Origin of the sequence: Paenibacillus humicola (assembly GCF_028826105.1) — a bacterium.
In the GTDB taxonomy this organism is placed as follows: domain Bacteria; phylum Bacillota; class Bacilli; order Paenibacillales; family Paenibacillaceae; genus Paenibacillus_Z; species Paenibacillus_Z humicola.
On sequence record NZ_JAQGPL010000001.1, the window covers coordinates 5170871 to 5188551 of the forward strand.

The 17681-nt window shown below is 53.0% G+C and carries 17 protein-coding genes and 1 pseudogene; 6 read left to right on the plus strand and 12 right to left on the minus strand.

The genetic code is table 11. From position 1 onward, the window contains the following. Window positions 1–235 precede the first annotated feature (235 nt). Window positions 236–1114, plus strand: a pseudogene (locus PD282_RS23700) (GT-D fold domain-containing glycosyltransferase). A gap of 389 nt (window positions 1115–1503) precedes the next feature. Here PD282_RS23700 and PD282_RS23705 read toward each other — a convergent pair. Both PD282_RS23705 and PD282_RS23710 read right to left on the minus strand, forming a co-directional pair. After that, entirely contained in the window at window positions 1504–1812 is a 309-nt protein-coding gene (locus PD282_RS23705) for a hypothetical protein (RefSeq protein ID WP_274653786.1), read from the minus strand. A 21-nt stretch (window positions 1813–1833) separates the two neighbouring features. Then, window positions 1834–2409: a hypothetical protein gene (locus tag PD282_RS23710; RefSeq protein ID WP_274653788.1), complete on the minus strand. Its 576-nt coding sequence runs from the start codon at window positions 2407–2409 to the stop codon at window positions 1834–1836. A 650-nt stretch (window positions 2410–3059) separates the two neighbouring features. On the opposite strand from PD282_RS23710, the gene PD282_RS23715 reads away from it, so the two are divergent. Further along, window positions 3060–3563 (plus strand): hypothetical protein, encoded by a 504-nt coding sequence (locus tag PD282_RS23715; protein ID WP_274653790.1) that lies wholly within the window; start codon window positions 3060–3062, stop codon window positions 3561–3563. A 34-nt stretch (window positions 3564–3597) separates the two neighbouring features. Here the strand turns inward: PD282_RS23715 and PD282_RS23720 are convergent, their stop codons facing one another. Together PD282_RS23720 and PD282_RS23725 are read right to left on the minus strand one after the other, a co-directional pair. Continuing rightward, window positions 3598–4029 (minus strand): hypothetical protein, encoded by a 432-nt coding sequence (locus tag PD282_RS23720; protein WP_274653792.1) that lies wholly within the window; start codon window positions 4027–4029, stop codon window positions 3598–3600. Window positions 4030–4270: 241 nt separating this feature from the next. After that, window positions 4271–4777, minus strand: a complete 507-nt coding sequence (locus PD282_RS23725) for a hypothetical protein (protein WP_274653794.1) — start codon at window positions 4775–4777, stop codon at window positions 4271–4273. 205 nt (window positions 4778–4982) lie between these two features. On the opposite strand from PD282_RS23725, the gene PD282_RS23730 reads away from it, so the two are divergent. Both PD282_RS23730 and PD282_RS23735 read left to right on the plus strand, forming a co-directional pair. Beyond that, on the plus strand, window positions 4983–5363 hold the full coding sequence (locus tag PD282_RS23730; protein ID WP_274653796.1) for an AbrB/MazE/SpoVT family DNA-binding domain-containing protein: 381 nt from the start codon (window positions 4983–4985) through the stop codon (window positions 5361–5363). Next, entirely contained in the window at window positions 5364–5657 is a 294-nt protein-coding gene (locus tag PD282_RS23735) for a type II toxin-antitoxin system RelE/ParE family toxin (RefSeq protein ID WP_274653798.1), read from the plus strand. It abuts the gene before it with no gap. Between the two features lie 120 nt (window positions 5658–5777). Here PD282_RS23735 and PD282_RS27495 read toward each other — a convergent pair whose 3' ends face one another. Further along, window positions 5778–5993, minus strand: a complete 216-nt coding sequence (locus PD282_RS27495) for a Tn3 family transposase (protein WP_420832374.1) — start codon at window positions 5991–5993, stop codon at window positions 5778–5780. 156 nt (window positions 5994–6149) lie between these two features. Here PD282_RS27495 and PD282_RS23740 point away from each other — a divergent pair, with 156 nt between their 5' ends. Then, the gene (locus PD282_RS23740) at window positions 6150–6461 is read left to right on the plus strand and encodes a hypothetical protein (protein WP_274653800.1); all 312 of its coding nucleotides are present in this window, start codon (window positions 6150–6152) and stop codon (window positions 6459–6461) included. Between the two features lie 442 nt (window positions 6462–6903). Here the strand turns inward: PD282_RS23740 and PD282_RS23745 are convergent, their stop codons facing one another. From PD282_RS23745 to PD282_RS23765, 5 genes are all read right to left on the minus strand, one after another. Continuing rightward, entirely contained in the window at window positions 6904–8493 is a 1590-nt protein-coding gene (locus PD282_RS23745; protein ID WP_274653801.1) for a response regulator transcription factor, read from the minus strand. Further along, the gene (locus tag PD282_RS23750; RefSeq protein ID WP_274653803.1) at window positions 8468–10288 is read right to left on the minus strand and encodes a sensor histidine kinase; all 1821 of its coding nucleotides are present in this window, start codon (window positions 10286–10288) and stop codon (window positions 8468–8470) included. The genes PD282_RS23745 and PD282_RS23750 overlap by 26 nt, the downstream gene beginning before the upstream one ends. A 302-nt stretch (window positions 10289–10590) precedes the next feature. Beyond that, entirely contained in the window at window positions 10591–11205 is a 615-nt protein-coding gene (locus PD282_RS23755) for an alpha/beta hydrolase (RefSeq protein WP_274653805.1), read from the minus strand. Beyond that, the gene (locus PD282_RS23760; RefSeq protein WP_274653807.1) at window positions 11202–12152 is read right to left on the minus strand and encodes a ring-cleaving dioxygenase; all 951 of its coding nucleotides are present in this window, start codon (window positions 12150–12152) and stop codon (window positions 11202–11204) included. The genes PD282_RS23755 and PD282_RS23760 overlap by 4 nt, the downstream gene beginning before the upstream one ends. Window positions 12153–12443: 291 nt before the next feature. Beyond that, the gene (locus PD282_RS23765) at window positions 12444–12845 is read right to left on the minus strand and encodes a DoxX family protein (protein WP_274653808.1); all 402 of its coding nucleotides are present in this window, start codon (window positions 12843–12845) and stop codon (window positions 12444–12446) included. Window positions 12846–13041: 196 nt separating this feature from the next. Between PD282_RS23765 and PD282_RS23770 the strand changes: the two genes are divergently transcribed. Next, complete coding sequence (locus tag PD282_RS23770) at window positions 13042–14739, plus strand: ankyrin repeat domain-containing protein (protein ID WP_274653810.1); 1698 nt, start codon at window positions 13042–13044, stop codon at window positions 14737–14739. Between the two features lie 383 nt (window positions 14740–15122). Here PD282_RS23770 and iolG read toward each other — a convergent pair whose 3' ends face one another. Then, a complete protein-coding gene (gene iolG, locus PD282_RS23775) occupies window positions 15123–16145 on the minus strand; it encodes an inositol 2-dehydrogenase (RefSeq protein WP_274653812.1) in 1023 nt (340 codons plus the stop codon). A 43-nt stretch (window positions 16146–16188) separates the two neighbouring features. Further along, window positions 16189–17643 (minus strand): CoA-acylating methylmalonate-semialdehyde dehydrogenase, encoded by a 1455-nt coding sequence (locus PD282_RS23780; protein ID WP_274653814.1) that lies wholly within the window; start codon window positions 17641–17643, stop codon window positions 16189–16191. Between the last annotated feature and the right edge of the window lie 38 nt (window positions 17644–17681).

Below are 17681 nucleotides of genomic sequence, written 5' to 3' on the forward strand. Positions count from 1 at the left end.
ATTCGCGAGACCCCCCTTTCGTATGCATCATGGCCGAGCGAACGGCCGGATATATACAGCATAAGGAATAGCGCCCGCGGAATGAATGTCAATTATTCGGCTTCTCGCTTTCGTTTTTTTCAGGTGAACTTAGATAATCTAACACCAGCGACACACTTTGTCGATAAAGTATATAGCATTTAGATTTAAATTATCGAAGGTTTGCGTAAAACCGGGTACACGATGGGAGAATGAAATGAAGACCTTATATTTGACATTAAAGCGATACTGTATACTGATTTTAAACATTGCGGTATTAAAATATCTATTTCCTGCTCCAAAAATATTGACAGTAGAGGAATCAATTTTAAGGATCACCGAAAATAAAAAATCGGTCAGCAGATTTGGCGACGGCGAGCTTTGGTGTTTATTAGGTGGTGGGATCAGGTACCAAAATTCGGATCCGTTGTTGGCAAACCGGCTGAAAGAAATCCTATTGTCCAGGGAGAAAGAAATCGAAGTCTGTCTGCCGGATGTGTTCAGTACGAACCGTCTTTCACTAAGGACAGCCGAGAATCAATACTTTTGGAAAAACCACATTGTCGACCATAGGATGGACTGGTATCGCGCAATTAATTGGAAAAGAACATATCTGAATACCGCTATTAGCCGTTTTTATATTCCTTTTATGGATAAAAAGCAGAGCAAAAAACAGCTTTCTTCTTAAAAAGCTTTGGGAAGCTCAAGATGTACTGATCGTTGAAGGTTTGGCGTAGGGAATGATTTGTTTCGCAACGCAAAAAGTATTTCAAGAATTTTGTGTCCCTCAGAGAATGCATTTTTTAAATATAACGAAATTCTGAGCGCCGTAAAAGAATATGATACCGATGTCTTAGTATTAATTGCGTTGGGGCCAACCGCTACCATTTTGGCTTACGATTTGGGAATGACGGGATATTGGGCAATCGATATCGGACACATTGATTTGGAATACGAATGGATGAATCGAGGTGCGGAAAGGCAAGAAAAAGTTGAAGGAAAATATGTAAATGAAGTTGCGGACGGAAATGTAGTTAACGAAACATTGGATAAAGAAGATATATATTGGAAACAAATTAAGAAAACGATCGCCTGACGAAGGCAACACAAAGCAAGAGTCTGTCAAGAAGTTTGTGTAAACTCATGTATAAGGAATTCCCCCGGAGGGGGAATTGGCCCGTTAAAGTGCTCACACCGACTCGATCTGGGAAGAAGACCGAAAGCTGGAGCAGCATTTTGTCCCCATCACGGCTACAGCAATCTTAAAACAAAAGAGGTTAACCAAGCATTAAGCTGGCTAACCTCATATTACGAAATTATTTTACAGACACCAAAACAACGCTGCGCTCCTATTGTAGCAGCCGTGTTGTACCTTATTAATTTGTGCTAATTAGTTCCCCCTGAAAAAATCGAGGTTCTTGGACAAAGAAAAAGGAATTCGAGCACTCAGAATGGAAATTGTTGTTGTCGAGGCAACAAGAACCATCACGAGGGGCGAATTCCGTAATCGTAGAATTCTTCAGTGCCCCTCAAAAATCCTTCTTTTGAGGTGGTCGACCATGTTAAAAATCCAAAATCATCAACTAACCCTGTGATACCCCAAACTTTGGGATGGACTGCAGCAGTCTGGTACTGCGTTGGAGTTGTCCCGCTCGCGGTTTTTGCTCCTGAGACAGCAACGTAAGCAGTAACGGTTTGAGCACAATAATGATGTGTTGTTGCTGCCGAAGCTACAGAAGCAAATGATAAAATAAGAGATGCACCAATAATTATTGCTTTGAATTTCAATTTCATTATAAACACATCCTTATTATTTTATTGTGTTCTTTCAGTTCCAACTAATTCGCCTGTCTTTGGATCAAAATATAGCTTAGTAAGCTTGTGATTCTCATCTTGACCTACTACTGCAAAATGTACTCCTTGTTCATCTTTCTTAACTGTAAAATGATAACCTTTAGGCCATGTCTCTCCAGGCTTTAAATTATTTTTCTTTGCCTGATCCACCATATAAGGTGAGTCTAATAATAGTTCACCTGGAGATATTAGTTCGGAGTCTTTAAAATTCTCGAGTACTGTTTTATTGATTACAATTTTACCATTTTTTATGTTAAGTATGAGTACGCTCTTTTTTTCTTTACTTCCAAACATCATATTCCAAATAGATCTTTTTCCGTTGCTTCCAAGTGTAGTTGTTTTCTTGTCTAATTCATCAACACTTGTTATTAACATGAGTTTGGCATTTTTATCCCATGCTAACGCTTCTTCATTTCCTAGTTTATATGCCTCTAGTAAAGTTAGTTCCTTATCATGAGTGAAGAAAAAATGATATCCAGCACCACCACACAACAATACTAAAAAAACTACGATAGCAAATAGATATCTTCTTTTCATATATTAGTATGATGACCCTCCTTTTTGTTTGCGCTTTCGCGTTTTGAAAAGAAAAGGAGAGTTAATTAATTCCAGTCGGCACTTAAATTCTAGCATGTGCCTGTATATTAATATATAGTATTTTTTTCCTCTTATAGTTTTTTCATGGAGCATTTTAACGGACAAAATCATTCATAAAAAGACATGAAATCTTGAAATCTATCGGACTTAGGGTTTAAAACAAATACAATAGAACCTCTTCTTGCGTTGGGAAGGGCCTTTCTTCTCGGACATCTGTATATAAACCACTATTTTGTGCAATAGTCCGGCCCTTCCGGAACATGGACCTTACAGCAAATCGAAGCAATTCGGCGAAAATGAAAAAACGGCCTTGTCGTCATCGATGCGAACAGAGGCCGTTTTTGGTTGTTGGTTCATAAAGCAAAATCGCCACTCATGACCAAATTTGGGCGAATATCAGGGTTGAAAATTCGCGTCTACGCGACCGGGGCCGTCGCAACGGCTTTGAGAGAACTAGGTGGTCAGTGCAACGTGGGATCTGGATTAAACGAAGTACCTGCCGTGGGACTCCTTACCGGGTTTAACGGTATATAATTCCAGTGATTGGGTGATATTAAATTAAAAAATCATGACTAAATGGAGGTTTAAAGATGTCTTCAAAAATAATCAGGTTAATTATTATTACAGGGTTGTTTTCAATTTTATTTCCAGGAGCATTATTTGCGTCTGGAAGGCAAAATATTGAGGCGTTTTCACTTGCAGTTCAGAACCAGTCCATCAAGCAAGCAGTAAATGAATTTCAAAAAAGGGTTGCTAAAAATGTAAATTTGCCACAGGTCTCTCCATTCTCACCTACAAGTGCAAGTGGTTCGGTCAATGACAATATGCTTGAACTCGAATATATAAACGACACGACAAAAAGAATGTTAAAGGTTGTTGTTGGTACAGAGGAAAATAAACCACAGATAAGTAGTATACAAAAAAATGTAACTTTAAAAAATGGAATTGAAGCACACTATGTAATAAAAAGATCGTTTGTGCATCTGAATCTCGAAAAAAACGGATTGCACTACAATATTGGCCTTAGTAAAAATGGTGTTTCTGAAGAGGATACGTTAAATGAATTAATGTTGGTTGCAGAAAGCTTAAATTAAAAAGAAGGGGGTGCCTTAACCCCCTTCTTTTTTATTACCATGTCTCGAAAGTCCCTGTTCCCGCGCATCTTCCGGATACTGTATCACCACATTTTGCAACTAACCGATAAGTTCCAGCTGAGCTTGTTGTATAGAAACCATAATTGGTACCACCCTTTTGTGCTGCATTTTTGGGAGATGTAACCTGTGACCATGTATGAGATGTATCGTCATATCTTTCTAACCAAAAAGAAACATTAAAGAGACTATCACTTGTCGTTTGAAACTCATAATAAGTACTATAATTTTGATTTAGAGGCTGAGCATTACCTTTACCAATTAAGTCACCACTGTACATCGTAAGATAGGTACAAAATCCGGTACTGCCGCTACAAGAACCCGTTGTATACGCAAATGCAGGAGTAATAGTGAAGGAGAACACAATTAAAACGGCAACTAAAAAAGTCAGCAACTTCTTTTTAACCATTAATAACATTCCTCCCATTTATTCAATGTATTAAAAATACCCTTTAATTCCATGTTGTACCAGTTCCGATTCTCCTAAAATCTTAACTCACAATCTAGCTGTTCAGTATTATTAATTGAGTAGAGAATTCTAGTTGTTTCGAATCATGTTAGAAGAAACTTGTCGTTTCTACGTAGAAAAATATGGATTACCTTTTTTGCGGTTTATTTGGCTGCCGATTTGACGTGACCGCGGTACATTCTTATTCATGCTCTTCTCCATAAGCCGCCCGCAAACGGCTCTCATAATGTTCATCTATATAGTCTCGAACGAACCGGTCACGCGCTGCCGTATCTTCTTCTTTACGAAACCAGCCGATCTTTCGCAGCCGTTCCGCCTCGGGCTTAGTAGCCCATAATTCCAGTGCCTCTTGATTAAGTTGCTGCTGGATTCGCCGTTCGGTCAGACGGCTATTTAGAATTTCTTCCCGTTGTTGTTGCATTGCGATTACGAGTTGCCGTCGTCTTTCGTCATCCGCCGTCATCATAGTTTCTTGGACTTTCTGGATTTCATTTCGGATTTGGTCAGATGCGTTCGTAAACTGTTCGGCCAGCTGTTCAGTAGCGACCGATGCCTCACGGCGCGCCTCTACAAGTTCCCGTCTTAGTTCGTCATTCTCCGTCCTAAGCATAACAAGCGCCTGTTTAACAACCTCCATCTCTTCCGTTAGCTGCATCAAATAGGGCTTACCGTCGTCATCATCCGTCATCGGGACGATTATCTCCCTCACCACGCTGCGCAGTTGCTCGCGTATGTATTCCGGAGGTTCATTCGCGTCCTTCATTTTCGATATCAGACCGATCCTTTTAGGCAGATAGGTACTATCAATTTCCTATAAATCACTGTATAATAAAGAAGTAAAGAAACAAAGAAATTGAAAAAAAGGAATACGGCAAACAAAGGAGGGGTATACTATGGCAATAGCACATGAGGCGGTGGAACGTATGGAATGGCGGCGTGCTCGTGTCTCTCAGAAGCGCCAAGTAACAATACCTCAGAAACTGTTTGAACAGGCCGGAATCAAAGACGAAGTTGAATTCAGTATTAAGGGCAACAACATCATCATGCGTCCTGTACGTGAAAATATGGGCAGTGATTACTTTGCGGATCTCATTTTGGCTGATTTGATTAAAGAAGGATATACAGGTGAAGAACTGCTCGCTAAATTCCGCGAGAAACAAGGCGAGCTGCATGCAGCTGTAAAACAACTAATTGCCGATTCCGAAGAAGCCGCCCGCAACTTTAATGGCGTGAATGAAACGGAAGAATTATTTGGCGATGTAATGGGGGATTAGATGCTCCCCGTTACATACCTCGGCCCAGCAAAGCGCTATTTTAAAAAACTTGTTGAGAAGCCATTATTAAAGGCGTATTGGGACGCTATAAAGGCTATTCGGCAAGATCCATCCATTGGAGAACAGAAGACTGGTGACCTCACAGGTGTTTATGGCTATGATGTATCTTACAAGGGTACGAATTACGAAATCGCCTATCGCGTAGAGGAAAATAGTGAGGGTGAACTCGTCGTTGTTATCTTAGCTGGGTCTAGAGAAAATTTCTACGAAGAATTAAAGCGATATCTTAAATAGCCTGTAATCGAGTCGGAGGGGGCGGCTAGCCCCCGATCTCTCACTACACCTAGCATGCGGGTCCATACTAGACTTTTTCAAAAGGTTGACGAAGCTCAAGATAACGAGAAAGCAAACTTTTCAGCCCTTTCGCTCCCAGTGGGAAGTTGAGAGGGCGTTATTCATGTTCCGAGACATCTCCCTGGATCGGGGCCTGTATAGTTTTTGCGAATTAATTGCTTTGAGCCGTGTCATGAGCTGGTAGCCCCATAAGGTAACAAAAAGCGAACGCAACCTCGCTCTGCCGTGTGAATCCATGTAATTCTTCTCGACTGTTAGATACAGATGTCCGGCCATTGGCAGGCAGAATGCATAAAAAAACACCCCGGCTGGCACAGCGTCCAGTTGGTCCCGACGAGCTTGTGAAAAAACTAAAGGTATATATTGTCTTATTTTAACAAATAATATTCCCGTAATTAACCAACGGTAGGTACAGGGAGGATGTAAACAAAATTGATTAAACAATTAAGTCGCTTTGGTGTCGCTATTGCCACAATTATGTTAGCAAGCTTACTCTTAATACAAACATCAAAAAGTTATGCATCTCTCGAATCAGTTCCTAATCATAAGTTAACCGAACAGAACATAAAAAAAATACAGGAAAATACAGACACAATATATATATATGACAGTGAATTTAAACGAGTAGCCTCAATCCCATCGGTGAGCTTTAGCGTAATAGCATATGGAAAAAGTTTGGTTAATTCACATACGAAAGTCTTAATTTTGAATTATGGTATCTTCGTTAAAACCCCAGAATCTTGATTTTTATGATTAAAAGATAGCTTGCTAAAGCGAAAGTACGGCCTCAACCGAAGCCGGTACAGGGGCTTTGTCGGCTCAAAAACCTGGGTCGGCTTTGGAATCTGGGTTCATAACCTTAGAAAAGCCGCTCAAATGACCAAATAAGCCATTAAAATGAGCACTTAGTTTCATAATTATGAAATCCCCATCCCGGCGGGATAGGTTCTGTACAAGAAAGTGAATTTATCAGGGGTAACTAATTAGCGTGCATCCGGTTCAGCTCCTCTGCTTGTGTTGCTTCTCTTACCCTTTAATGTGCTTGCACTCGATCCAAAATGGTCCGCGGGCGCAAAGAAGGCTCGATAATCCCTTATGGGCTTTCGTTTATCCGAGCCAACCGAATTGCCAAAATGTGCGAAATCAATCTAACGGCCTTTTTTAAATCGCTTAATTTTTCGATCAATCAACCCTTGTCACTATTGGCATTCCGGTATTCCGACGGCGAAACGCCGTACATCCGTTTGAATTTCGAGCTGAAGTAGCTCGGGTTGGAAAAGCCCGTCAGCTCGGCGATATCCCATAGCCCGAGCTTCGTCTCCTTCAGCAGCCGCGTCGCCTTCTCCATCCGCACGTCCGTCACGTACTGGATGAAGCTGGTCCCGACCTTGGCCTTGAACAGCTCGGAGAAATACGAGCGGTTGTAGCTGAACTTCTCGGCCAGCATGCCGAGGTTCAGGTCATACATATAATGCTGCTCGATAAACTGGCGGGCGTTCTCGATGACGGAGTTGTCCGGATCTTCGGCGTCGGCCTGATCCCGATAGATTTTGGTCCCCAGCCGCAGCAGGAACGCTTCCGCCTTCTGGACGGTATCGAGCGCCAGCACCGTATCGGGGCGAATCCACAGCTGCTCTCCTCCGGAAAGCGGAACCCCTGCCGTCTGGGCCAGCGAATCGAGCAGAAAATAAAGGTGGGCGATCAGCTTGACGAAGCGCGCCTGCGAGGCGCCGAACGCGTCCGCAAGCTCGTTGTGCAGCGTCTGCCGGAAGGCGTCCAGCTCGCCGCGGAGCAGCTGGCGCTGAATCAGCTTCGCCGTGTCCTCGGTCAGCACCGGCTTCGGATCGGCCTGGTCCTTCGCCTTCATTTTGCCGCTTTCCGACATATTCCAATCAAGCAGCGACGAAATGCACCCTTCCTTCCAGCGCTTGAAGCCGGCGACGGGCTGGCCGATGCCGATGAGCGGCTCGAACGCCAGCCGCTCCGCGATACAGCTCCGCAGGGCGGCGGTAAACGAGGCGACCTCGTCCCCGGCGTCCTCGAGGATGAAATGCAACAGCCCGGGATAATGGTCGTCGCGGAATACCTGCGGACGCACGGGGGCGGGATAGGTCTCGGCGAATTCCCGGCACAGCAGCTCGAACGGCAGCCGGAATTTGTCCGGCGTCCGCCCGGCGCTTCCGTCGTATGCGGCCGACCGCTCCCGCAGCCCGGCCGTCACGAACCGCACCTGCTTCTCATGCCACGTCTCGAGTTCGAAATGCCCCGCGCGCTCGATCAGATCGCGCTCGCGCTCCGGCTCCTCCCGCACGATGCGGCTGATGAAATGCTCTTTCATGTCCTTGAAATACTGGGAAAGCCGCCATTGGACGACCGCCTGCTCGCGCTGCTCCTTCCGTTCCTCGTCCAGCTCCGAAATGACCCGCTCCATGACGACCATCAGCTCGTCCTGCGTGACGGGCTTCAGCAGAAAATCTCTCGCCCGGTTTTTGACCGCCGCTTTCGCGTAATGAAAATCCTCGTAGCCGGTCAGGACAATCACCTTCACCCCGGGAAACCGCCCGCGGCACGCCTCCAGCAGCTCAACCCCGTTCATGACGGGCATATTCATATCCGCAATCATAATATCGATCGGCTCGTTGTCCATAAAGTCCAGCGCCTCGGCACCGTTCGACGCCTCGCCCGCCGCTGTGGCGTTCAGACGGTCCCAGTCCACCTTCAGCTTCAGCCCCATTCTGATTTCCGGCTCGTCATCCACGATTAAGGTCCGGTACATCGCGCGATCCCTCCTGTACGGGTAAAATGAGCGTGATCTTCGTTCCTCCAAGCTCGCTTCGTTCGATCGTAAAGCTGAACAGCGACCCGTAATACAGCCGGCAGCGAATGAGCACGTTGCGCAGCCCGATCTGGCTCGTCTCATTGTTCAGGACATGATCGAGCTGCACCGCCGCCGACTCGGCCATCAGCCGCTGCACCGTTTCCGGCGGAATGCCTGGGCCGTTGTCCGCCACGGACATTTCCACCTGCCCGCCGGCGCGGCGGATGCGGATCTGAACGGCGGCCCGCTCCCCGTGCCGGAAGCTGTATTTGACGGCGTTCTCCACAAGCGGCTGCAAAATGAATTTGATGACCTCAAGCCGGTCGAGGCCGCCTTCCCGCTCTGTGACGATTTCCAGCCGGTCCCGGAACCGAATCCGCAGGATCGATACGTAGTGATCCAGATAGTTCAATTCTTCCGCCAGCGGAATGAGGTCCCGGCTCGCTTTCAGCGAAAACCGCATCATTTTGCCGAGCGATTCGATGACGTGAACGGTGTCGCGGGTCCGGCGCTGCATCGCCAGACTTGTCAGCAGCTCCAGCGTATTGAACAGAAAATGCGGATTGATCTGCATGAGCAGCGCCTTGTATTCCGCCTGCTGGCGGAGCAGCCGCAGCTCGAATTCGTTCTTGATATGCTCCCGGAGCCGGCTCACCATGTTGCGGAACGTTTCGGTGACGAATCCGACCTCGTTGCGGACGGCCCGTTTGGGCGGGATGCGGCTCTCCGCCATGTCGAAATCGCCCTTCTGAATCGACCGCATTGCGGAGGCGAGCCTCGATAGCGGCTTTGTGATGCCGAACGACAGCCAGGTCGCGATCAGAATCGCGGCGATCAGCAGCAGAGCGGTGAACACGATGATGCTCGTCCGCAGCTTATACAGCTTGGCGTACAGCTCGCCCTCGGGAACGAAGCCGACCAGCAGCCAGTCGTAACGCTCCAGCTTTTTATAGACAAGCACGTCGACCTTTCCGTTCTTGCCCTTCATATAGACGACGCCCTGCAGCGGATTGTTCTCCCGGATGCGCTCGACCTCCGCGATGGCGTCGGCATGGGAATTGTATTCGTCCTGCGACAAAATCGGCCTGCCGTTCTGATCGAGCAGAAAGATCGTGCCGCTTTCGCCCAAATGAATGCCCTTGAGCGGATCGAGCAGAAAATCGGACTTCACGTTGACCTTCATGACGCTTTTGGACATGGTGGGCTCGAACGTGCCGATCGGCAGCAGCAGGCTGACGACGCGATAAGGCTTCAGGCCGCCCTCTTCGAACGGGTCGATATGCGCGGAAACCCATTGGACGCCGTTCAGCTTGAAATTTCGGTACCAGTCCGAATGCAGGAAGGACGGATCATGGGTGACCTGGTTGTCCGCCCCAACCCTGAGCCCGTCCTGCCGGTAGATCGAAACGGACGATACGCTCGAGTAGCTGTTCGTCGCCTTGGTCAGAAATTGACTGAGGCTGATATTCGCAAGCATCTTCTCCCCTTCGCTGAGCGTCGGGTCCGCCATCGCGTTATTCCAGCTTTTCGTAATATCGCTGTTGAACACAATCGAGGACAAATCGTACACCTGCATGAGCGCCATATCGATAAAAGAACCGTATTCGTTCATTTTTTCCAGGGCCGACGATTCGATGTAGGAGCGGATGATCGACCGGGACTGATTAAAAAGCAGGACGGACATCGTGCCGGAGGAGAAAACGAGCAGCAGCACGAATATGGCGATCAAGCGGTTTTTAAAGGAATAAAACATAAGGCCAGCTCCTCTGGTTGCACCATCTGTAATCGGCGGCGACACCGTTCGACAGCCCGTTTGTCGAAAACGCGCCTACGCCTATCTTACCGATTCCCTCTCCGGGGAGCAATGGCAGGCACTGGCCAAAATACGCATCGAATTCGATCCCCGGGTTGAACCGGAAAAAAATATTTCGGGACGTTCAACGAATAAGCGAGCCGGGAGAAAAGGAAAAGACTTCCCCACGTTGAAAACGCGAGGAAGTCCCGATAATCGCTGCTGGAGCGCAGGTTCTCTCAAGATTTATCCGATGATCGTATTCAACCGCCCGCGAACCGTTCCCTGAACCACGCGGCCGCCGCGCCGGTCTCGCCCGCCGTCAGCTGGTGGCCGTGCCGCTCCCAGTGAACGGATACATCGGCTCCTGCATCCGCCAATAGGCGGTGCAGCTCCTCCGTCTCGCTCACCGGACTAATGGGATCGTTCGTGCCGGCCCCGATCCAAACCGGGACACCGGTTAAGTCGGGGAGCGGCATGCCGCGCAGCGGCACCATCGGGTGATGAAGGATCGCCGCCTGGAACGCGTCGGCGAAATGGAACAGCAGGCTGCCGGCGATATTGGCGCCGTTGGAGTAACCGACGGCAACGAACCGGCTGCGGTCGATCCGGTATTCGTCCGCCGCCTGCCCCAGGAAGCGGTACAGCTCGTGCGTGCGGAATTTTAAGTCCTCCTCGTCGAAGACGCCCTCCGCCAGCCGCCGGAAAAAGCGCGGCATCCCGTTTTCCGACACATTCCCTCTCACGCTCAGAACGGCCGCGCCCGGCGAGATCCGCTTTGCCAGCGGAAGCAGATCCCGCTCGGTTCCGCCGGTGCCGTGAAACAGCACCAGCGTCGGCGCGCCGGACCCGTGCCCCGGCTCGAAAAGATGCTTCATCGCGATTCCGCCTCCGGCTCGCGAACCGCGACCGGCTGCAGATTCGCTTCGATTTCCGCTCGACGGGGCTCGAACCAAGGCGGGAGCATCAAATTCGAACCGAGTGATTCGACGGCTTCGTCGTTTGCAAATCCCGGCGGATCCGTGGCGATCTCGAACAAAATGCCGCCGCCCTCCCGGAAATAAAGCGCATGAAAATATTGGCGGTCCAAAATTTGCGTCGCATGATAGCCGGATTGCTGCACGCGGCTCTGCCACTGCTCGTGCTCGTCGAAATCTTTCGCCCGCCAAGCGATGTGGTGCACCGTTCCCGAACCGCTGGCGCCCCACTCGGTATTCGCCGCCGGCACGTCGATGAGATTGCCGAGCGGTCCGGATGCCCGGAAGCGGACGTAGCCTGCATCTTCGCCGATCCGTTCGAGGCCGAGTACGTGCTCGAGCGCTGCCGCCGTTTTGGCGGTATCGACGCTGAGCAGCACGGCGCCGCCGAAGCCTTTGATCGCCTTATCGGTAGGGATGCCGCCGAACGTCCATTCGCTGGCCGGTCCCTCTTCCCTCTCCACGATTTCGAGGCGCAGCCCCTCGCGGTCCGAAAATTGCAAATACGGTTCGGAGAACCGGACGGCTTTCGCGGCGGAAAGTCCGAAGCGCGCGAGCCGCTCCTCCCAGAAGCCGAGCGCTCCCGGCGGGACGACGAAGGTGGTGGTGCCCACCTGCCCGCCGCCGACCCGGCCCCGGCGGGACTCAGGCCACGGAAAGAACGTCATGATCGTGCCCGGATTGCCGGCCCTGTCGCCGAAGTACAGATGATAAACTTCGGGGGCGTCGAAGTTGACCGTTTTCTTGACGAGCCGAAGTCCCAGAACGCCCGCGTAAAAATCGATATTGGCCTGCGGGTCGCGGGCAAATGCGGTGATGTGGTGGATGCCTGCCGTACGCAATGACATTTGAAATCACTCCTTGGGATTTGACTTAGTTTGGCACTTTGATCTCTCATTCATGAATGCCTTGGGGTTTTTCGTTTATCTTGAATATTAATATCTTGAATTAAAGATAATTGAAATCAAGCGATTTGTCAACACGTTCTTTCGGCGGCGTACGGCGCTAACGAGCGAGCCGGGAGATCAACCGCGGGCCGTTGGCCGCGGACTGCCGCCTATCCGCCTAATGCAAATCGAAAAGCCGGCCCGGATCGAACGCCGGCGCCGGCTTATCTTTTTCTTCCCTCAGGCTTTTTATCACCGAACTGAACGTCCGGATAACAGCCTGCGAAAGCTGTCATTTCTCAGCCACAGCGCTCCCCAGGCCAGCACCGCCAAATAGACGGGAAACAGAATGTTCCCGAACAGCGGGGCATCCACGCGAAAATTCGCCGCCATTGCGCCGCCGAAAAAGCCGGTTAACAGCAGCGCGCCCAGAAACGACGTCCGGGGGACGGCGAACAGCACGGCCGAAATCAGCGCCAGCACGCCGATAAGCGCGATGTGGTGTTGGGCGAAGCCCAGCTTGAGCGTGCCTTCGACGACCGGCTCTGGCTTTATCAATTTGGAGATGCCGTCAAACAGCATAAACAAGATGACGATCGCGCTCATGATCCGTGCCGCCCAAATGCGCCCTTTGGAGCTATTCGTTTTATCCATTTTCGATCAACCCTTCTTCGCGTTATTATCCGGTTATCCCGGCTTCTATAAAGGCGACGAACCGGCAGAGGTAAAATCGACACGTCTGCGAAAAAAAATTTTTTTCCGCACCTTGATGGTGACGCTGCGTCATTGTTTACAATGAACATATGGGGATCATGGACATGACGACTTTAATGCCAAGGAGAGGATGCCTATGCCGGAAAGCGACAAGCGGTATTACCGCACCGGAGAATTCGCCGCCATGGCCGGCGTGACCAAGCGGTCCCTCCAGTATTACGACCGCCTCGGCCTGCTGAAGCCCGGCCGCCGCAGCGATTCGGGCCAGCGCCTTTATGCGGAGGAAGACCTGGTGCGCCTGCAGCAGATCGTGACCTTGAAGTTTATCGGCTTCTCGCTGGGGCAAATCCGCAATATTTTCGAAGCGCGCGACATCGATCTGGCGGCGCTTCTGGCCATGCAGCGGGAATGGGTGGAGGCGAAGCTGCGGCATCTGCGGGCAGCCGCCAAGGCGATCCGGGATGCGCAGCGATTCATCGAGCGTGGGGACGGCTACAAGGCGTCCACTTTCCAAAAAATTATCGAGGTGATTGAAATGCAGGCAAACCGCAACTGGCTGGACGAATTCATCGATGCAGCCACCTCCGGGCGCGAGCCGGCGGCAAGGGCGATTCTCGCCGCAAATCCGGGGCTGCCCGGCGAGAGCATTCACGCCGCCGCCATCGTCGGCGACGTCGAAGCGATCCGCGCCATGCTGAAACGGGATGCGGCGCTGGCCACAAAGCCCGGCGGTTCGGAACAAGGCGAGCCGATCCTCCTGTTATGCTTCTCCTGTTTCTTGCACGCATCCGAAACCGGCGGGGACCGCTTTACCGAAGCCGCGCGGCTGCTGCTGGAGCACGGGGCGGACCCGAACGCGTTCATTCCGCAAAAGGACGATCCGTACGAACGGAACCTCAGCGCCCTGTACGGCGCGGTCGGCATCGCGGGCCATGCCGGCGTGGCGGAGGTGCTGCTCGCGGCGGGCGCGAATCCGAACGACGGCGAATCGATCTACCACGCCACCGAATTTCCCGGCTTTGTTTGCCTGGATCTGCTGTTTAAATACGGCGGGGACCTCAATGCGACGCCCGCCTTGTTCCACAAGCTCGATCTCGACGACGAAGCCGGCGTCCGATGGTTCATGGAGCACGGCGCCGACCCGCTGCAGCTTCTCGGCCCGCTGCGCAATACGCCGCTTCATTGGGCCGTGTACCGCGGACGTTCCGCAGCCATCCTGAAGCTGCTGCTCGAGCACGGGGCGCCGATCGACGCCCGGCGGGCCGACGGCAAGACGGCGTATAGGCTGGCCGTCCGCTTCGGTCATACCGACGCAGCCGAGCTGCTGCTCGAACACGGAGCGGATGCCGGACTGGAACCGTCCGACCGGTTCTTCGGCGCCTGCGCTTTGGCGGACGAAGCGGGCGCCCGCGCCGTTCTCGCCGAAGATGCGTCGCTTGCTGCCGCCTTATCCGGGGAGGCGCAGGAGATGCTGATCGAATTCGTCGATCTCGGCAAAACGGACTCCGTCCGGCTCCTGCTGGATCTCGGGTTCGGCCGCCATTCGACAAACATCAGGGAAACGGGCAATGCGCTCCATCACGCCGCCTGGTTCGGCCGGCCCGATCTCGTCCGCCTGCTCATCGAACGCGGGTTTTCGCTGACGGACAAGAACGAATACGGCGGCACGCCGCTCGGCAGCGCGATCCACGGCTCGATTCACTATAGGCAGGCCGGCGGAAATCACGCCGCCGTCGCCCTCGCGCTTCTTCAAGCCGGCGCCGAGGTTCCGCCGAAAGCGGACGGGAGCCGCGAGGTATACGAGGTGCTGCGGCGGCACGGGGCGTCGGAATAACCGGACGCCTCCCGCAGACATACGTGCCGAACCGGGTTATCCGTCGTCATGATCGTCTGCGAGACGATCGGAACCAAACCTTCGGGTGCGAGCGTTCCGCGCAGTCGCCTCCGAGCGGGGACAACGAAAAACACGCCCCCCCCCAAACCTCTCCGCTCTTGTCCGGGACTGCGAAACCACAAAAAGATTCCGCTCTTTCCCGGGATTTGCGAGGCCGCAAAAAAATGCCGCTCTTGTCCGAGGCAGCGAGACCGCAAAAAAACGCTCTTGTCCGGGACTGCGAAACCGCAAAAAAATGCCGGCGCCGGTTGAACCGGCGTCGGCATCACGATGCGTTTGGCTTGCATGAATCAGGGTTTAACGCACCTCGGATTTTCTCTGTATCAGACGCCGGCAGCGGCAGCGGCTTCCTCCAGCCGGACCGGGCGTTTCTCCCGCAGCGAGATGCCCGCCGCGTACGCGATCAGCTCGGCCTGGAAGCCGTCGTTCGCATCGACCGGCACGGGCGTGCCGTCAGTCACCGCACGCACGAACGCTTCGAGCTCCCGCACGTACGCTTCCTTATAACGCTCCAGGAAGAAATAAAGCGGCTGGTCGCGGCGCGCCCCGTCCTGCGTGACAATCTCCGCCGTGCTGGGCGTATCGTTCCGGATCGAAATCGTCCCTTCGGAGCCGAACGCCTCGACGCGCTGGTCGTAATAATGGGCCTGCCGGCTGTTGATCACGACGCCGAGCGCGCCGCTCCTGAATTTCAGCGTCGTAATCGCCGTGTCGATATCGCCGCATTCGGCGAACACGGGATCGACCAGAACCGTCCCCTGGACGTAAACCTCCTCGACTTCGCTTCCGGTCATAAACCGGGCCAGGTCGAAATCGTGAATCGCCATGTCCGCGAACAGGCCGCCGGAGCTCTTGATGTAGGCGGCCGGCGGCGGCGCCGGATCGCGCGAGGTGATTTTCAGCATATGCAGGGACCCCGCCCGTCCTTCCCCGAGCAGCTCGCGGATCCGGCTCATATTGTGGTCGAACCGGCGGTTGAAGCCGAGCTGAAATTTGACCCCGGTATCCAGCAGCAGGCGGCGGATGCGTGCCGTCTCGGCAACGCTCAGGCTGACCGGCTTCTCGCAGAAAATCGGCTTCCTCGCGCGCACGGCTTCCTCGATGATTTCGACATGGGTATCCGTCGGCGAACAGATCAGGACGGCTTCGACGGCCGGATCGGCGAGCAGCTCCCTGTAATCCGCCGTTACCCTGCCGTACCCGCCGGCTTCCGCCCACTCACGGGTCTGTTCGACGAACGGGTCGGAGATCGCCGCGATTTCCGCGCCGCCAAGCCGCTTCAGGTTCTCGGCGTGAAGCCTGCCGATCCGCCCGGCGCCGATGATGCCCACTCCCAGTTTGTGCATGTCCGTTTACGCTCCTCTTCCATACGTTCGTATAAGACTTTGATTAATAACGGGCAACGACCATTTTTTTGCGGGTATAAAATTCGACGCCGTCCTTGCCGTTCACGTGCAGATCGCCGTAAAACGATTTTTTATAGCCCGAGAACGGGAAGAAGGCCATCGGCGCGGGAACGCCGACATTAATGCCGAGCATGCCGGCGTCGATCGTATCGCGGAACTCGCGGACCGCCGCGTTGCTCGTCGTATACAGGCACGCGCCGTTGGCGAATTCCGAGCGGTTGGCGATTCCGATCGCGTCCGCCAGGCTGTCCGCCCGCACGATCTGCAGCACCGGAGCGAAAATTTCGTCGTTCCAGATCGTCATGCCCGGCTTCGCGCGATCGAAAATCGTCGGCCCGAGAAAGCTGCCCGCGCCGGAAGCCGCTGCCGCGGCGCGCCCGTCGAGCACAAGCTCCGCCCCTTCGGCAACTCCTTTCTCGATATAACGAATCGTCCGCTCTTTGTGCGATTCGCGAATAACCGGCCCGAGGAAATTGTCCTTCACGCTGCCGTCGCCGATCGTCAGCTCGCCGGCCGCCGCCGCAAGCCGCTTCACCAGCTCGTCGCCGACCCCGCCTACGGCCACGACGACCGATGCGGCCATGCACCGCTCGCCGGCGGAGCCGAACGCGGCATTGACGATTTCCTTTACCGTCAGATTCAGATCCGCGTCCGGCAGGACGATCGAATGGTTTTTGGCGCCGCCGAGCGCCTGCACCCTTTTGCCATGGGATGCTGCCGTCTTGTACACGTATTCCGCTACGGGCTGCGAGCCGACGAAGGAAATCGCCGCAATATCGCGATGCTCCAGCAGACCGTTCACCACGTCGCGGGAGCCGTGCACGACGTTAAACACGCCGTCCGGCAGCCCGGCCTCTTTCAGCAGCTCGGCCAGCCGGCAGGCGAGGAGCGGCGTCCGCTCCGACGGCTTCAGCACGAAGGTGTTGCCGCAGGCGATCGCGAGCGGGAACATCCAGCACGGCACCATCATCGGAAAGTTGAACGGCGTAATGCCGCCGACGACCCCGACCGGGTAGCGGTACATGCCGGACTCCAGCCCCGTCGCGATGTCCGGCAGCACGTCGCCCATCATGAGCGCCGGCGCCCCAGCCGCGAATTCGACGCATTCGATGCCGCGCTGCACCTCGCCGTAAGCTTCGGCATAGTTTTTGCCGTTCTCCTTCGTAATGAGGCGCGCCAGCTCATCCCACGCATCGACGAGCAGCTGCTGGAATTTGAACAGGATGCGGGCGCGCCGTGGCACCGGTACTCTGCTCCAGTCTTTAAACGCTTCCTTCGCCGCCGCGACCGCGCGGTCGACATCCGCCGCGGCCGACATCGGCACCCGGGCGATCGTCTCCCCCGTGGCGGGGTTGACGACGATATCCGTCGCGCCTGCGGAAGCTTCCTCCCATTGTCCGCCGATCCAGTTTTGCAAAATCTGTTCGTTTGCTGCCATCGTATGACGTCCTTTCAAGGTTAATAATTTCCGTCCCG

Bases quoted from the DNA above. Each gene is read 5' to 3' on its own strand.
- PD282_RS23705 (WP_274653786.1), bottom strand. From the start codon at position 1,812: ATGAAATTGAAATTCAAAGCAATAATTATTGGTGCATCTCTTATTTTA.
- PD282_RS23710 (WP_274653788.1), bottom strand. From the start codon at position 2,409: ATGAAAAGAAGATATCTATTTGCTATCGTAGTTTTTTTAGTATTGTTG.
- PD282_RS23715 (WP_274653790.1), top strand. From the start codon at position 3,060: ATGTCTTCAAAAATAATCAGGTTAATTATTATTACAGGGTTGTTTTCA.
- PD282_RS23720 (WP_274653792.1), bottom strand. From the start codon at position 4,029: ATGGTTAAAAAGAAGTTGCTGACTTTTTTAGTTGCCGTTTTAATTGTG.
- PD282_RS23725 (WP_274653794.1), bottom strand. From the start codon at position 4,777: ATGACGGATGATGACGACGGTAAGCCCTATTTGATGCAGCTAACGGAA.
- PD282_RS23730 (WP_274653796.1), top strand. From the start codon at position 4,983: ATGGCAATAGCACATGAGGCGGTGGAACGTATGGAATGGCGGCGTGCT.
- PD282_RS23735 (WP_274653798.1), top strand. From the start codon at position 5,364: ATGCTCCCCGTTACATACCTCGGCCCAGCAAAGCGCTATTTTAAAAAA.
- PD282_RS27495 (WP_420832374.1), bottom strand. From the start codon at position 5,993: ATGGCCGGACATCTGTATCTAACAGTCGAGAAGAATTACATGGATTCA.
- PD282_RS23745 (WP_274653801.1), bottom strand. From the start codon at position 8,493: ATGTACCGGACCTTAATCGTGGATGACGAGCCGGAAATCAGAATGGGG.
- PD282_RS23750 (WP_274653803.1), bottom strand. From the start codon at position 10,288: ATGTTTTATTCCTTTAAAAACCGCTTGATCGCCATATTCGTGCTGCTG.
- PD282_RS23755 (WP_274653805.1), bottom strand. From the start codon at position 11,205: ATGAAGCATCTTTTCGAGCCGGGGCACGGGTCCGGCGCGCCGACGCTG.
- PD282_RS23760 (WP_274653807.1), bottom strand. From the start codon at position 12,152: ATGTCATTGCGTACGGCAGGCATCCACCACATCACCGCATTTGCCCGC.
- PD282_RS23765 (WP_274653808.1), bottom strand. From the start codon at position 12,845: ATGGATAAAACGAATAGCTCCAAAGGGCGCATTTGGGCGGCACGGATC.
- PD282_RS23770 (WP_274653810.1), top strand. From the start codon at position 13,042: ATGCCGGAAAGCGACAAGCGGTATTACCGCACCGGAGAATTCGCCGCC.
- iolG (WP_274653812.1), bottom strand. From the start codon at position 16,145: ATGCACAAACTGGGAGTGGGCATCATCGGCGCCGGGCGGATCGGCAGG.
- PD282_RS23780 (WP_274653814.1), bottom strand. From the start codon at position 17,643: ATGGCAGCAAACGAACAGATTTTGCAAAACTGGATCGGCGGACAATGG.